Source organism: Mesorhizobium sp. 113-3-3 (assembly GCF_016756495.1).
Classification (GTDB): Bacteria; Pseudomonadota; Alphaproteobacteria; order Rhizobiales; family Rhizobiaceae; genus Mesorhizobium.
Window position 1 is genome coordinate 1,390,307 of the sequence record NZ_AP023243.1, and the last position, 14,778, is coordinate 1,405,084.

The window sequence follows — 14,778 nt, forward strand, 5'->3', positions numbered from 1 at the left end:
ACCAGGGGGAACATTATGCAAGGGGTAGCACGGAATTTCTTCACGCTGGCCATCATCTACGCGCTGTGCGGCATGGCGCTCGGCATCCACATGGCGATCAGCGAAGACCATGGCCAGATGCCAACCCACGCCCATATCATGGTAGCCGGCTGGCTGATGTCGGCGGTCTTCGCCTTCTTCTACCATCTGTTTCCGGCCACCGGGCAAAAGGCAATCGCCGCCGTCCATTTCTGGCTGACGGCAATCAGCGGGATCGGGCTGATGATCGGCCTCTTCTTCCTGCTTGCGGGCAATCCGGCCATAGAGCCGGTGCTGGGGATCGCCTCGATCGGCTTCTATGCGGGAATGCTGCTGTTTGCCTTCATCGCTTTGCCGGTTGTTTGGAAAAAGGCCTGAACCGAAGGTCCGAGAGGGTTATTGGGGCTGTGCTGTTACGGCACAGGCATGCGGCGTTCGGTCAAAAAACATCGGTGCCGTTAAAGGTTCATTAAGCTTTACAGGCGTTTACTATGCGCATCCAGTGATCTGGATTCTTACCGAGTGGTTGGAGCCACTTTGTTTGACGCCTCCCTGTTAAACTCCTGAGAGCCGCCTTATCCGCGGCTCTTTTTTTGTCCGCATTCCGGGGACCCCATGGCAGCGGCCCGCCGTTAACCTTCTGTTAAACATGTGCTTGCCTTCACCCCGTGCAAAGCGCATTTTCAAGCTTCAGTCATATAGGGTGCCGGGTGTATCGGCAGTGAACCGAATCGGCCGGTTGCAAGTGCAGGGGCGTATCAATGAACGAGCCTTCGAAGGGCAGTGCGAAAACCGTCAAACTGGCGGAGCGTCGGGTTTTTTCGCACTCCTTCAAACCGCTCTACCAGGAAGGCATGGGGCTGGTCGAACAGGCGGCCGAGTATCTTGACGGCAAGGGCCGCGCCGAGGCCAAGAAGCTGTCGCGGCTGGCGGCCACGCTCTACGCGGCCGAATCGATGCGGCTGACGACCAGGCTGATGCAGGTCGCCTCCTGGCTGCTTTTGCAGCGCGCGGCCAATTCCGGCGAGATGACCCGCGACCAGGTTGCTTCGGAAAAGTCCAAGGTGCGTCTCGACACCGCTTCCGCGCATGACGAAGCCGCCGGCTGGGCCGAACTGCCCGAGGATTTCCTCGACCTCGTCAACCGCTCGCTTCGCCTGCAGGCGCTGGTGCGCCGCATGGACGACGAGATTTACGGTGCCGGCGCCGTGGTCGACATGCAGCCGATGGGCCGCCGGCCCAATCCGGTTTCCGACCAGATCAGCCTGCTGAACACGGCTTTCGCCCGCAACTAATAGCCTGCTTGATAACCCTACTCTGACGGATACCCGAGGCGGTTTTCTGCGCTTCCGGTGCTCACGTACTTTAGTACGCTCCGCTCGTCGCGGGGCGACCCCGAAAACCTCCCCATCTGTCTCGTCGGAGCGAGTTCTCAAACAGCCCATGGCTGTTTCGAGCGTTGTCGTTTCCGGTTTGTTCACATTTCGCTGGCATCGCTGTCGGCGGGAGGTAGAGTGACCGGATGGGGGACGCGATTCGCATCATTGGCATCGATCCGGGGCTCAGGCGCACCGGCTGGGGCATCGTCGAGAGCCTCGGCAATTCCTTGCGCTTCGTCGCGTCCGGCACCGTGCGCTCCGAGGACAAGGCAGCGCTGGCGACGCGGCTCTGCCAATTGCATGACGGGCTCGCCGAAGTCCTGCATGCGGCAATGCCGCATGAGGCGGCCGTCGAACAGACCTTTGTCAACAAGGATGCCGTGGCGACGCTGAAGCTCGGCCAGGCGCGCGGCATCGCCATGCTGGTGCCGGCGCGTGCCGGGCTCGTCGTCGCCGAATATGCGCCCAATGCGGTGAAGAAGGCGGTGATCGGCGTTGGCCATGGCGACAAGAAGCAGATCCACATGATGGTGAAGGTGCTGCTGCCCAAGGCGACCTTCGACACCGAACATGCCGCCGACGCGCTGGCGATCGCGATTTGCCACGCGCATCACCGCCAGAGCGCCGCCTACCGGATGGCGCTTGCCGGGTAACGATGTTCTTGACTTGTTCACGTCTTGGGGATAAGTAATACCTTAGAGGTATTACCATGCGCGTGACCACCAAGGGGCAAGTCACAATCCCCAAGCCGATAAGGGACCATCTGGGCATCGGTCCGGGCTCGGAGGTGGAATTCGTGGCGACAGACGGGGGCGTTCAGCTTGTTCCCGTCAACGAGAACCTCTCGCAGGAGGAGAAATTGCGCAGGTTCCACGATGTCCTCGACCGGATGGAGGGGACGTTGGATCTGGGGGGCATGACGGCCGATCAGTACATGGAGTGGTTGAGGGGGCCTCGTGAAGATCTCGACGTTGATTGACACAAATGTCCTGATCGACGTTTGGGGACCGGCGGGGCCGATGAAAGAATGGTCGGCATCGGCGATCGCTTCCTGCCGTCGCGATGGCGCATTGGTCGTCAATACGATCATCTGGTCGGAGCTGGCGCCGCTGATCGCGACAGAGGGGGCGCTTCGAAAAGCCGCCGACATGCTCGAGATGGATCGCGAACTTGTGCCCTGGGACGCGGCATTCCTGGCCGGCGTCACGCATTCCCGCTATCGCCGGGCCGGCGGCGTCAGGGAAAGGACCTTGCCCGATTTCTTTATCGGCGCTCATGCGACCGTTGCCGGGCATCGTCTTTTGACACGCGACGCCGCGCGGTATCGCAGTTACTTTCCCGATCTCGACATCATTTCTCCGGAAAGCCACCCATGAGGGCCCATATTCCATGAAAAATCTGGCATGATCGGCAAGCTCAAGGGCACGTTGGACGAGATCGACGAGGATCATTGCCTCGTCGACATCCATGGCGTTGGCTATGTCGCCTACTGTTCGGCGCGCACGCTTGCCGCACTGCCTTCGCCCGGCGAAGCGGTGGTGCTGTTCATCGAGACCTATGTGCGCGAGGACATGATCCGGCTTTACGGCTTCCAGTCGCAGCTTGAGCGCGAGTGGTTTCGGTTGCTGATGAACAATGTGCCGGGTGTCGGCGCCAAGGTGGCGCTGGCCATCCTGTCGACGCTGGCGCCGGCCGATCTCGCCAATGCCATCGCGCTGCGCGACATCGCCATGGTCAGCCGAGCCCCCGGCGTCGGCAAGAAGGTGGCCGAGCGCATCGTCACCGAGCTGAAGAACAAGGCGCCGGCCTATGCGGGTACCGCCTCCGGCACCATCGGCCTGAAGCAGGAGCTCGGCGAAGGCGTGGCTCCGGCGCCGATCACCGACGCGGTCTCGGCGCTGGTCAATCTCGGCTATTCGCGCGACACCGCCGCCAATGCGGTTGCCGCGGCGTTGAAGACGGCAGGCGAGGACGCGGACGCCTCGAAGCTGATCCGCTTCGGATTGAAGGAACTGGCGCGGTGAGGGCTCGCTTGTCGGTTTGCCTGCCATGTGCAAGGAAGACGGCATGAGCCTGTCGCCCCGCCTCATTGCTCCCGAAAAACGCGGCGAGGATGCCGATCAGACCTTGCGGCCGCAGACGCTTGCCGACTTCGTCGGCCAGGCGGCGGTGCGGGCCAACCTCAAGGTCTTCATCGAGGCCGCCAAGGGCCGCAACGAGGCGCTCGACCATGTGCTGTTCGTCGGGCCGCCGGGGCTGGGCAAGACGACGCTGGCGCAGATCATGGCGCGCGAACTCGGCGTCAATTTCCGCTCGACCTCCGGTCCGGTCATCGCCAAGGCCGGCGATCTCGCCGCGCTGCTCACCAATCTCGAAGAAGGCGACGTGCTGTTCATCGACGAGATCCACCGGCTCAACCCGGCGGTGGAGGAAATCCTCTATCCGGCGATGGAGGATTTCCAGCTCGACCTGATCATCGGCGAGGGACCGGCGGCGCGCTCGGTCAAGATCGATCTTGCCCGTTTCACGCTGGTCGCCGCCACCACGCGGCTCGGCCTGCTCACCAATCCGCTGCGCGATCGGTTCGGCATTCCTGTGCGGCTCAATTTCTACACGGTCGAGGAGCTGGAGCAGATCGTCCGTCGCGGTGCGCGCATCCTGCAGATGCCGCTCGGCGACGACGGCGCGCTGGAGATCGCGCGGCGCGCGCGCGGCACGCCGCGCATAGCGGGGCGGCTGTTGCGCCGCGTGCGCGATTTCGCCTCGGTCGCCGGCGATGGCCATGTCGACCGTCTCATCGCCGACGAGGCGCTGACCCGGCTCGAAGTCGACGCGCTCGGCCTCGACGCGCTCGACCGCCGGTATCTGTCGATGATCGCCCGCAATTTCGGCGGCGGGCCGGTGGGCATCGAGACGATCGCGGCGGGCCTTTCCGAGCCGCGCGACGCCATCGAGGACATCATCGAGCCCTATCTCATCCAGCAGGGCTTCATCCAGCGCACGCCGCGCGGCCGCATGCTGACGGCCAATGCCTGGCGCCATCTCGGCCTCGACGCGCCAAAGGACCTGGCGCAGCAGCAGATCAACCTGTTCCAGGAAGAATAGCGGCGCGGCGTCCGGGCGCGGGTTCTCAGACAGTGATCAAGAATATGTGACCCGTCCTGCGCAAAATCTGCGCGTCTTTGCCGATTTGCCGGCGTAATCCTGGATTTTATCGAACGCATGCGGGGAGCCGCTGCGATCGAAGGGCTGGGAGCCAATCCATGATAACCAGACGCGGGTTCCTGCGCTTCATCGGCGGGTCGTTCCTGACCGCCGCCGCGCTCGGCGCCTATGCGGTCGGCATCGAGCCGATGCTGTTGACGCATGTGAAGCGCTACGCGCTGAAGCCGCCGCACTGGCCTGATGGCCTGAAGCTGAGGGTTGTCGCACTCGCCGACATCCATGCCTGCCGGCCCTGGATGACGCAGGAGCATATTGCTTCGCTCTGCGACGATGCGAATGCGTTGCAGCCGGACGTCATCGTGCTGCTGGGCGATTACATTGCCGGCATGCCCATGGTGACGGGGCCGGTGACGCCATCGCAATGGGCATCCGCCCTGTCGGGCCTCAAGGCGCCGCTCGGCGTCCTGTCGATCCTCGGCAATCACGATTGGTGGAGCGATGGCTTCGCGCAGCGCGCCGGAGCCGGCCCGATCATCGCGCGCAAGGCCCTGGAGACGGTCGGCATCCCGGTGCTGGAGAACGATGTCGTGCGCCTGGAGAAAGATGGGCATGGCGTCTGGATCGCTGGCCTGGCCGATCAGCTGGCGCTGCTGCCGGCCAGGAGGGGCGATGACTGCAAGGGGCTCGACGATCTCGACGGCACGCTGGCCAAGGTAGGTGACACCGCGCCGATCATCCTGCTTGCCCATGAGCCTGACATTTTCCCGACCGTGCCGTGGCGGGTTTCGCTGACCCTGTCGGGCCACACCCATGGCGGGCAGGTGCGGCTGTTCGGCTATTCGCCTGTCGTGCCGTCGCGTTTTGGCAATCGCTACGCCTATGGCCATGTCGTCGAGAACGATCGCAATCTGATCGTCTCCGGCGGGCTCGGCTTCAGCATCATGCCGGTGCGTTTTGGCGTGCGGCCGGAGATCCTGCAGATCGACCTCGGCTGATCTGAGGGCAGTTCTCAGTGAAGCGAGCGGATCACGTCCATCACATCCGGCTCAGCCTTGTCGCCATTGAAGGCGTCGACGATGCCGAAGGCGCCGCCATAACTCCACACCGACCATGAGAAGCCATGCGCCTCGGCGCGGGCGATCATGTCCTTGACATAGGCGGCGCGGTACTGCGCCGGCATCACATAGGCATTGCCATATTCCTGGCGGATCATGCCGAACTCGCCCAGCGTGATGTTTTCCGGCTTGATGCCATTGGCCTTCGCCCATGCTTCGACTTTGTTGAACGGCGCATCCATCAGGCCGAGCAGCTTGTCGGGGCTGTCCATACTGGCGACCTGCTCGTCGAGATAGGCAAGCAGGCCGCTTTGCCGTGTCCACGGCGCCTCTGCCTTGATCCGGGCACGGATGGTGTCGAGCGTCACGTCGAGTTGCGCCTTCGGCACCGATGTCAGCGGGTAGGGCAGGCCGGTCACATAGGGGATGAAATCGCCGGCCCAGGTCGCGCCCTGATGGGTGAGCAGGAATGGATCATAGGAATGGAAGGTCCAGATGACATTGTCGTCGGGGATCGCCTTGGGATCGATCTTCTCCAGGGACGAGGCGGCGGAATAGCAGGCGCCGGTCAGAACCAGCGTCAGTCTCGTCGCCGAGGATCGCGCCGCGGCAAACAATTTGCGCTGGCGGTCGGGCCACAGGCTGGTGCCCTCACTGTCGCAGTCGACAACCGGTTCGTTCATCAATTCGAACGCGACTTGTCTGGGGTCCTCACCGGCGAGGGTGCGGGCCATCTTGCGCACCATGTCGACGTAGCGGTCGAAGGTCTGCGGATCGTCCATCACCTCGGCCATGCCGATCTTGCGGCTGCCGCCGGCCGGGATCAGATGCATGTCGACGATCACCTTCAGGCCGGCGCGGTTGATCAGGCGCACCGAGTCCAGCACGCTGGCATAGAGATCGTCGCGCAACGCCGTCGTCTGGTCGGACAGAAAGGGTGAGGGATCGACCGGCATGCGCAGGAAGTCGAAGCCAGCCTCCTTCACCGCCTTGAGGTCGTCGTCGTTGAGGAATTTGCGCCATTCCGGATAGGGAAGGATGGCTTTGCGATCACCCCACTGATCCTCGCCGGGCCAGGTGACCCACTGGTCGAGATTGAGGCCGCGCTTCATCGTGAAAGTCGCCGCCTGGCCGGGCAGCGCCAAGACCGCCAGCACGAACAGCGCCGCCATCAAACTCTTGATCATCGCCGTCAACAGTGCCATCCGATGCTTTGTCGCGCGGAGAACAGGTGCCTCTTCGGGACCTAAAAAGGAAGCGCTATGGACGATCATGGTGAATCGGCAACGCTGCTGGCCGGGCTTTCCGGCGCGCTGACGGCGTTCGGCCACCGGCTGATGGCGCGGGTCTATTATGCCGACACCGATTTCTCCGGCGTCGTCTACCACGCGCGCTATCTCGAATTCCTCGAGCGCGGCCGCTCCGACTATCTCAGGCTCACCGGCGTGCATCACACGGAACTCGCCGACGGCAAGCACGGCGAGAAGATCGTGTGGGTGGTGCGCCGCATGGAGATCGACTTCCGCATCCCCGCCCGCATCGACGACATCCTGACCGTAGACACAAGCACCGACAGCATTTCCGGCGCGCGCATCTTCATGGCGCAGCAGCTCAAGCGCGGCGACGAAGTGCTGGTCGAAGCCAAGGTCGAGGCGGCGATCATCGGCGAGAACGGCCGGCCGAGGCGTTTTCCCAAGGAATGGGTCGCAGCGTTCATGCCCAAGGCGCTGCCGACAGCCGATTAGGCGAATTACGCCGCAGGCGACTGTGCTTGTCCCCAATCGGGCGCGGCAATGCGCCGCGCCTTATTCACTAACCCATCCTTAACCATAACGGTTCATGAAGAGATTGGTGAAGATTGGCGTTATCCAACGCCTTCCTTTCACCAATATTTGCCCTGAAAAGGCCGCTAACGGCACGGTTTGGGGCGTCCGGTAGCTTCGTGCGAACCGACCACAAGGGATGCCAGGGGCCAGCCGCCAGCTTCGCCCGGAAATCTTAAGGACGTAATGATGGAAAATATCGCACTCGCCGAACCGGGCGCGCAATTGTCGATTTGGGCGCTGTTCATGCAGGCCAGCTGGGTGGTCAAGCTGGTCATGATCGGGCTGCTCTGCGCCTCGGTGTGGACCTGGGCGATCATCATCGACAAGCTGGTCGCCTATGGCCGCATGCGGCTGGCGCTGAACCGCTTCGAGCAGGTCTTCTGGTCCGGGCAGTCGCTGGAAGAGCTCTACCGCACGCTCGCCGACCGCAAGACATCAGGGATGGGCGCCATTTTCGTCGCCGCCATGCGCGAGTGGAAGAAGAGTTTCGAGAAGGGCGCCAAGACGCCGCTCGGGCTGCAGACCCGCATCGACAAGGCGATGGACCTGGCGCTGACCCGCGAGATGGAGAAGCTGGAGGGCCGCCTCGGCTTTCTCGCCACCACGGGCTCGGCGGCTCCGTTCATCGGTCTGTTCGGCACGGTCATCGGCATCATGACCTCGTTCCAGGCCATTGCCGGCTCCAAGAACACCAGCCTCGCGGTGGTTGCGCCCGGTATCGCCGAGGCGCTGCTGGCGACCGCCATCGGCCTGCTCGCCGCCATCCCGGCGGTCATCGCCTACAACAAGCTGTCATCGGATGCGAGCAAGCTCGCGGTGCGCATGGAAGGGTTCTCCGACGAGTTCTCCGCCATACTCTCGCGCCAAATCGATGAAAAAGTCGCGCCGAAGGCCTGAGGAGTAGCTGATGGGTATGTCCGTAGGCATGGCGGGACGCGGCGGGCGCGGCCACAGGCGGCGCGGCCGTCACCATGCGCTGATGTCCGAAATCAACGTCACGCCAATGGTCGACGTCATGCTGGTGCTCCTGATTATCTTCATGGTCGCCGCACCGATGCTGACCGTCGGCGTGCCGATCGACCTGCCCGACACGCAAGCCAAGGCGATGAATGCCGACACGCAGCCGATCACCGTCTCGATCGATGCCACGGGCAAGATCTTTCTGCAGGAAACCGAGATCCCGATCGAAGAACTGGTGGCCAAGCTGCAGGCGATTTCGAAGACCGGCTACGAGGAGCGCATCTTTATCCGTGGCGACAAGTCCACCGACTATGGCACGGCGATGAAGGTGATGGCCCGCATTTCGGCCGCCGGCTACAAGAATATCGGCCTGGTTTCGCTGCAGGAACAGGATCAATAGACGCGAGATGAAGACCGGCCTCACCACATCGGTGATCTTGCACACGGCGGTACTGGCCTTCGGCCTGTTCACGCTGTCGGCGCCGGCCGCGCTGCCGTCCGCCGATGTCGAGTCGGTCGCGGTCGACATCGTGCCGATGGAAGCCATCGCGCAGACCTTGCAGGGCGACAAGAAGGCCGTGATGCATGAAAAGCCGGCGCCGCTGCCGACGCAGCGTCCCGACATCGTGCCGGCTTCGCAGAAGGTCGGTGAAAACAGCGTCGACACCGACAAGCCGATAACGCCGGAAGCCAAGCCGAAGCCCGTCGACATGACCTCGGCCCCGCCGCCCGCGCCGACCCCGAAAGAAAAGCCGAAGACCGAGGACGTGCCGAAGCCGCAGGAAAAGCCCAAGCCCATACCCGCGACGGAAGTGGCGCCCGCGCCGACGCCCAAGGAAGAGGTCAAGCCCGAGCCGGTCAAGCAAACGGAACCCAAGCCGACTCCGGCCAAGCCGGCGCCGACCCCGCCGCCGCAGGACAAGACCGCTGCTATCGATCCGACGCCCGAGGTCAAGCCGGATGCCGTCGCCGAGGCCATAGCCAAGGACCCGCCGACCGAAGAGACGCAATTGCCGAGCTCGGCGCCAGCACCTGAAGCGCGGCCGAAGCCGCAGCCGGCTCCGGCTGAAAGCGCCAAGGCGCCTGAACGCAAGGATGCTGACAAGCCGGTCAAGGAAGCTTCATCGAAGCCGAAGTCGGACGACAAGCAATTCAATGCGAACGAGATTTCCGCGCTGCTCGACAAGCAGAAGCCATCCGGCGGCGGCGCCAAGCGTTCGACGCAGCAGGCGTCGCTCGGTGGCGACAAGGATCAGGGCCAGAAGCTGTCGAAGTCGGAGCAGGGGGCGCTGGAAGATCAGCTAGGTCATTGCTGGACCCTTCCGGTCGGCCTCGAAGGGTCCGAGGATTTCACTGTGGTTATCCGCTTCAACCTGGACGCCTCGGGCAAGTTGACGGGCCGCCCGACTGTCGAAAAGTCCAGCGGCAACCCTCAATTCGACGCCAGCGCGGTTCGCGCCGTGCAGAAATGTGACGTTGCCGGATTGCAGGTTCCCGCGGGGAAGCAGGACATATGGTCTGACGTCCGCGTCAATTTCGATCCAAGAGCGATGCTTGGCCTTTAGCCTGAGCACCCAAAAATCAGCAAGAGAAGCGAGAAGACATGAAATCCATCCTCAAGCCGCTCCTGATGGTCGCCGCGATGGCGATGGGCATAATTTCGGTCGCCACCTTGCCTGCTCGGGCAACCCTTGAGCTCAACGTCAACAAAGGCAATGTCGAGCCGATGCCGATCGCCATCCCCGACTTTCAAGGCGAGCTCGGAGCGCAGATATCGGCAATCGTCACAGCCGATCTGAAACGGTCAGGACTGTTCGCGCCGATCGACAAGGCAGCCTTTGTCGAAAAGATCACGAATCCGGACGCGCCCCCCCGCTATGAAGACTGGAAGGTCATCAACGCACAGGCACTGGTGACCGGAAGCGTCAGCAAGGAAGCGGATGGCCGCATCCGCGCCCAGTACCGGCTGTGGGATATTTTTGGCAACACGCAGTTGGCTGGCGAGCAGTTTTTCGCAAACGACGCCAATCAACGCCGCGTCGCCCACATAATCGCAGATGCGATCTATGAGAAGATCACCGGCGAGAAGGGCTATTTCGACACGCGGGTGGTGTTCATCGACGAGTCCGGCGCCAAGAACGCGCGCAAGAAGCGGCTCGCCATCATGGACCAGGACGGCGCCAATGTCCGCTATCTCTCGGACGGGCGCTCGATCGTGCTGACGCCGCGTTTCTCGCCGAACCGGCAGGAAATCACCTACATGTCCTATGAGAGTGGCCAGCCGCGCGTCTATCTCCTGCAGATCGAGACCGGGCAGCGCGAACTGGTCGGCAATTTCCCCGGCATGACCTTTGCGCCGCGCTTCTCGCCTGACGGCCAGAAGGTGATCATGAGCCTGCTGCGCGACGACGGCAATTCCAACATCTTCGCCATGGACCTGCGCAGCCGCTCGACGACGCGGCTGACCAATTCGACCGCCATCGACACCTCGCCCTCCTATTCGCCCGACGGCAGCAAGGTGGTGTTCACCTCCGACCGTGGCGGCCGCGCGCAGATTTATGTGATGGGTGCCGACGGCTCGGGCCAGACCCGCATCTCCTTCGGCGACGGCGTCTATTCGACGCCGGTGTGGTCGCCGCGCGGCGACCTCATCGCCTTCACCAAGCAGACCGGCGGCGAGTTCCAGATCGGCGTCATGAAGACCGACGGTTCGGGCGAGCGCATCCTGTCGTCCGGTTTCCAGCAGGAAGGACCGACCTGGGCGCCGAACGGCCGCGTCTTGATGTTCTTCCGCGACTCCAATGGCGGCCCGAAACTGGTTTCGGTCGACCTCACCGGCCGCAACGAGCAGCCGATCCCGACCGCGAACTTCGCGTCCGATCCGGCCTGGTCGCCGCTGCTGGAATAGGGTTCGGCCGAATTGCCACACATGCTGAAAAGGGGCCGTTTCGGCCCCTTTTCCACGCATTGGTCGCGTTTTGGCCGCATTTCCGCCTAGGGTCCGCACGCAATGTCGCCCCTGGTTCAGCGTTGGGCGTAATGGCTGTGGACGGGCAGCTAACCAAATTTTAACCGTGTTTCTTGAATGCCGGTTAACCCAAACGTGGTTACTGGGTGATCAACGAAATCACTCAAATACGATCACTCGAAATACGAAGGAGAGGCGGCATGGGCCGTATCGCAGCACTTACCAGAAACCCGGCCATGATCGCACTGGTGGCGATGCTCGCCATCACCGGTTGCGCCTCGAAGAAGACGCCGAACAACGCCGCTGACCTTGGCCTCAATGGCGCGGGCGCTGCAACGCCGGGTTCGGCGCAGGACTTCACCGTCAATATCGGCGACCGCATCTTCTTCGACACGGACTCGACCTCGATCCGGGCTGACGCACAGCAGACGCTTTCGCGCCAGGCGCAGTGGCTGAACCAGTACAAGCAGTATGCCATCGTCGTCGAAGGTCATGCCGACGAGCGCGGCACGCGCGAATACAATCTGGCGCTTGGCGCCCGCCGCGCCGCAGCCACCCGCGACTTCCTCGTGTCCAAGGGTGTCGCCTCCAGCCGCCTGAAGACCATTTCCTACGGCAAGGAACGTCCTGTCGCGGTCTGCGATGACATCTCCTGCTGGTCGCAGAACCGCCGTGCGGTCACCACGCTCAGTGGCGCCGGTTCCTGATCGGCAAAAATACAACACTGCTTTGGGAAAGGCGGCCTCCGGGCCGCCTTTTTCATGTCCGGATGCCCGAAACAAAATTTGGCCGAAGTCTCGCGCCCTGCTATGAGCCGAGGGCGCTTGGCTGGTCCCACCCTGATTGGAAGGCGCGAAACAGACTAACGACACGGCGAGAGGCACATGCATTTGAGATCGGTTCTGAGCGGCACGCTTGCGGCGCTGCTTCTATCAGGCTTCACCGCGCTGGCTAGTGGCTTGGGGGCCAGCGGCACAGGGCAATCGACCGACAGCGGCTTTTCCTTCCACCTGCCCAGCATCGAGTTGCCCAAGCTTTTCGGAGAAAAGAAGAAACCGGACCAGGTTCAACTGGCGCAGTCCGATCCTACTGCCGTCACCAGCCTGGAAGACCAGCTGCGGCAGATGAACGGCAAGATCGAGGAACTCAACTTCCAGGTCCTGCAGATGCAGGAGCAGATGCGCAAGCAGCAGGAAGACAACGAGTTCCGCTTCCAGCAGCTGGAAGGCGGCTCGCAGGGCGGACAGACACCGGCGGCACCGAAGAAAAAGTCCGACGCCACCACCGACACCAACACCGATGTGGCGGCCGCCCCGGCAATGCAGGCTCCGGTCGATGCCGGTGCCGCGCCCGGCGGGAATCAGTCCGCAGGCGGCAAGACGGTCGAGGACGTCATCGTCGAATCACCCGACGGCGACCCCGGCAAGGTGATCCCGGGTACGGGAGCGCCGGAAAAGACCTTTGGCTCCATCACCGTCGACAAGAACGGCAATGTGATCGATGCCGGAGGCAACACCCAGTCGACCGCGCCGGTGCAAGATACCGCCCCGGCCGCCGGCGCTCCGGCCAAGGCCGGCAAGTCCAATGGCACGATCGTCGCGGCGCTGCCTTCCACCAAGGACCCGGAGGAGCTTTACCGCAACTCCTATCAGTTCATCCTGTCGGGCGATTACAGCACCGCCGAACAGGGTTTTCGCGATCACATCTCGCGCTTCCCGCGCGATGCCAAGACGGCGGACGCGCATTACTGGCTGGGTGAATCGCTGCTTGGCCAGCAGAAATATCGTGACGCGGCCGAGGTCTTCCTCTCCGCCAGCAAGGACTATCCGAAGGCCAAGAAGGCGCCCGACATGCTGTTGAAGCTCGGCGTGTCGCTGGTCGGCCTCAAGCAGCACGATGTCGCCTGCGCAACCTTCAGCGAGGTCGGCAAGCGCTACCCCGACATTTCCAACGCACTCAAGGAACGCGTCAAGCAGGAGAAGGCCCTGGCCGCCTGCTGATGCTCGCGACCGAGCCAGATTTTTCGACCGGACTTTTTTCGCATATCGATTTTACCCACGGCGCCGTTGCGGCCGTGTCCGGCGGCAGCGACTCGATCGCCCTGCTTCTCCTTCTCAAACGCCATCTCGACCGAACCGCATCGTCCGCGAAGCTGCTGGCGGTGACGATCGACCATGGCTTGCGTCAGGGTTCGGTAGCCGAGGCGCAAGCCGTGGCGAAACTATGTGCGGAACGCGGCATTGCCCACCGCACCCTGACGTGGTCCGGGCGCAAGCCGTCGACCGGCCTGCCGGCGGCGGCGCGTGAAGCGCGCTATCATCTGCTGGCCGAGGCGGCGCGCGCGGAAGGCATCGGCCTGATCGTCACCGGTCATACCGCCGACGACCAGGCCGAGACGGTGCTGATGCGGCATGCGCGGGATGACGGCCGAGCGTTTGCCGAATTGACGGGCCGTGGGCTTGCCGGCATGGCGCCTGGCACCCTCTATGACTGGCGCGAGTGGATCGTCCGTCCGCTTCTGGGCACACGGCGCTCGGTGCTTCGCGATTTCCTGCGGCGTGAAGGGGTTGGCTGGGCCGATGACCCGACCAATATCGACGAAGCCTTCGAGCGGCCGCGCGTGCGCGCGGCACTTGCCGGGGAAAGCGCCAGGCATATGGAGAATGCGCTGCGGCTCGCCGGCCAGGCCGCCGTCGCGCGCAGGCAGCTTGGCGCCGGCGCCGCCGATCTGATCCGTCGCTTCGCCAGCCAGCCGGGCACGGGCCTCATCCGGCTCGATCCCGCTCTGCTGACCGCGGACGACGACCGGGCGGCCACCTACGCGTTGCGCATCCTGCTGGCCACCGCCGGCGGCGTTGCCTTCCTGCCGGACCAGGCGCGGGGCGAGGCGCTGTTCGGCCGGCTGAAGGCTGGATTTCTTTGCGCCACATTGTCGCGGACGGTGGTCGATTTCCGGCGCACCGGCGTCTTCCTGCGCCGGGAGGCGCGGGGCTTGCCGCTCACCGCCCCGGCTGTCGACGACACCATCTGGGACGGCCGCCGCCACATCACATTGAACGACAGGTCCGGCGCATTGTTGATCGCACCGTTGGGGACCGCAGCGGCGAAGCGGCTGACGATCGATGATGGAGAAACCCCGGCAAGCCTGATGCGCGCGGCGTTGGCTGCGGAACCGACATTGCGGCAAGTCCTTGAAACCCCTGGTTTGCCGCAGGCGCATCCGGGGTCGCCTGCGTTCGCGGCGCGACCGGTCGTGTCGCCTCTTGCCCGCTTCCTGCCGTCCTTCGATCTGGCGCCGGCGCGGGCCGTCGCCGAACTGATCGGCGCGTCACCGCTTCCCGCTTCGCCACTGGGCAGCCACAGTGGCGATTGATGGTGGTTCGAAAGCTTAACCCAGACGTGCTGTT

At 63.5% G+C, this 14,778-nt stretch carries 17 protein-coding genes; 16 read left to right on the top strand and 1 reads right to left on the bottom strand.

The genetic code is table 11. The features are described 5' to 3' along the window. Positions 1 to 15 precede the first annotated feature (15 nt). The 8 genes from JG746_RS06665 to JG746_RS06700 all read left to right on the top strand — a co-directional run bounded on the left by JG746_RS06665 (position 16) and on the right by JG746_RS06700 (position 5,557). Positions 16 to 396, top strand: a complete 381-nt coding sequence (locus JG746_RS06665) for a hypothetical protein (protein WP_202357446.1) — start codon at positions 16 to 18, stop codon at positions 394 to 396. A 383-nt stretch (positions 397 to 779) separates the two neighbouring features. Then, a complete protein-coding gene (gene rcdA / locus JG746_RS06670; RefSeq protein ID WP_096451211.1) occupies positions 780 to 1,313 on the top strand; it encodes a protease adaptor protein RcdA in 534 nt (177 codons plus the stop codon). A 227-nt stretch (positions 1,314 to 1,540) separates the two neighbouring features. Further along, positions 1,541 to 2,050: a crossover junction endodeoxyribonuclease RuvC gene (gene ruvC, locus JG746_RS06675; protein WP_010912038.1), complete on the top strand. Its 510-nt coding sequence runs from the start codon at positions 1,541 to 1,543 to the stop codon at positions 2,048 to 2,050. 56 nt (positions 2,051 to 2,106) lie between these two features. Then, on the top strand, positions 2,107 to 2,376 hold the full coding sequence (locus JG746_RS06680; RefSeq protein ID WP_202357447.1) for an AbrB/MazE/SpoVT family DNA-binding domain-containing protein: 270 nt from the start codon (positions 2,107 to 2,109) through the stop codon (positions 2,374 to 2,376). Further along, positions 2,354 to 2,773: a type II toxin-antitoxin system VapC family toxin gene (locus tag JG746_RS06685; RefSeq protein WP_202357448.1), complete on the top strand. Its 420-nt coding sequence runs from the start codon at positions 2,354 to 2,356 to the stop codon at positions 2,771 to 2,773. The genes JG746_RS06680 and JG746_RS06685 overlap by 23 nt, the downstream gene beginning before the upstream one ends. 27 nt (positions 2,774 to 2,800) lie before the next feature. Next, positions 2,801 to 3,421, top strand: coding sequence for a Holliday junction branch migration protein RuvA (gene ruvA, locus JG746_RS06690; RefSeq protein WP_202357449.1), 621 nt, complete (start codon positions 2,801 to 2,803; stop codon positions 3,419 to 3,421). 43 nt (positions 3,422 to 3,464) lie between these two features. After that, positions 3,465 to 4,502, top strand: a complete 1,038-nt coding sequence (gene ruvB / locus JG746_RS06695) for a Holliday junction branch migration DNA helicase RuvB (protein WP_010912034.1) — start codon at positions 3,465 to 3,467, stop codon at positions 4,500 to 4,502. A 158-nt stretch (positions 4,503 to 4,660) separates the two neighbouring features. Continuing rightward, positions 4,661 to 5,557 carry a metallophosphoesterase gene (locus JG746_RS06700; RefSeq protein WP_202357450.1) on the top strand — a complete coding sequence of 299 codons (897 nt, stop codon included), beginning with the start codon at positions 4,661 to 4,663 and terminating at the stop codon, positions 5,555 to 5,557. A 14-nt stretch (positions 5,558 to 5,571) separates the two neighbouring features. Here JG746_RS06700 and JG746_RS06705 read toward each other — a convergent pair whose 3' ends face one another. After that, complete coding sequence (locus JG746_RS06705; protein WP_202357451.1) at positions 5,572 to 6,822, bottom strand: glycoside hydrolase family 5 protein; 1,251 nt, start codon at positions 6,820 to 6,822, stop codon at positions 5,572 to 5,574. A 57-nt stretch (positions 6,823 to 6,879) separates the two neighbouring features. On the opposite strand from JG746_RS06705, the gene ybgC reads away from it, so the two are divergent. The 8 genes from ybgC (at position 6,880) to tilS (ending at position 14,744) form a co-directional block, all read left to right on the top strand. Next, complete coding sequence (ybgC, locus tag JG746_RS06710) at positions 6,880 to 7,362, top strand: tol-pal system-associated acyl-CoA thioesterase (RefSeq protein WP_202357452.1); 483 nt, start codon at positions 6,880 to 6,882, stop codon at positions 7,360 to 7,362. Between the two features lie 267 nt (positions 7,363 to 7,629). After that, positions 7,630 to 8,340 carry a protein TolQ gene (gene tolQ / locus JG746_RS06715; RefSeq protein ID WP_019861737.1) on the top strand — a complete coding sequence of 237 codons (711 nt, stop codon included), beginning with the start codon at positions 7,630 to 7,632 and terminating at the stop codon, positions 8,338 to 8,340. 10 nt (positions 8,341 to 8,350) lie between these two features. After that, positions 8,351 to 8,803, top strand: a complete 453-nt coding sequence (gene tolR / locus JG746_RS06720; RefSeq protein ID WP_096451199.1) for a protein TolR — start codon at positions 8,351 to 8,353, stop codon at positions 8,801 to 8,803. A gap of 7 nt (positions 8,804 to 8,810) precedes the next feature. After that, on the top strand, positions 8,811 to 9,968 hold the full coding sequence (locus tag JG746_RS06725; RefSeq protein ID WP_202357453.1) for an energy transducer TonB family protein: 1,158 nt from the start codon (positions 8,811 to 8,813) through the stop codon (positions 9,966 to 9,968). 38 nt (positions 9,969 to 10,006) lie between these two features. Continuing rightward, the gene (tolB, locus tag JG746_RS06730; RefSeq protein ID WP_202357454.1) at positions 10,007 to 11,311 is read left to right on the top strand and encodes a Tol-Pal system beta propeller repeat protein TolB; all 1,305 of its coding nucleotides are present in this window, start codon (positions 10,007 to 10,009) and stop codon (positions 11,309 to 11,311) included. 260 nt (positions 11,312 to 11,571) lie between these two features. Beyond that, the gene (gene pal / locus JG746_RS06735; protein ID WP_095201157.1) at positions 11,572 to 12,078 is read left to right on the top strand and encodes a peptidoglycan-associated lipoprotein Pal; all 507 of its coding nucleotides are present in this window, start codon (positions 11,572 to 11,574) and stop codon (positions 12,076 to 12,078) included. Between the two features lie 177 nt (positions 12,079 to 12,255). After that, complete coding sequence (gene ybgF / locus JG746_RS06740) at positions 12,256 to 13,371, top strand: tol-pal system protein YbgF (RefSeq protein ID WP_202357455.1); 1,116 nt, start codon at positions 12,256 to 12,258, stop codon at positions 13,369 to 13,371. Continuing rightward, positions 13,371 to 14,744 (top strand): tRNA lysidine(34) synthetase TilS, encoded by a 1,374-nt coding sequence (gene tilS / locus JG746_RS06745; RefSeq protein WP_202357456.1) that lies wholly within the window; start codon positions 13,371 to 13,373, stop codon positions 14,742 to 14,744. The genes ybgF and tilS overlap by 1 nt, the downstream gene beginning before the upstream one ends. The last annotated feature ends 34 nt before the right edge of the window (positions 14,745 to 14,778 follow it).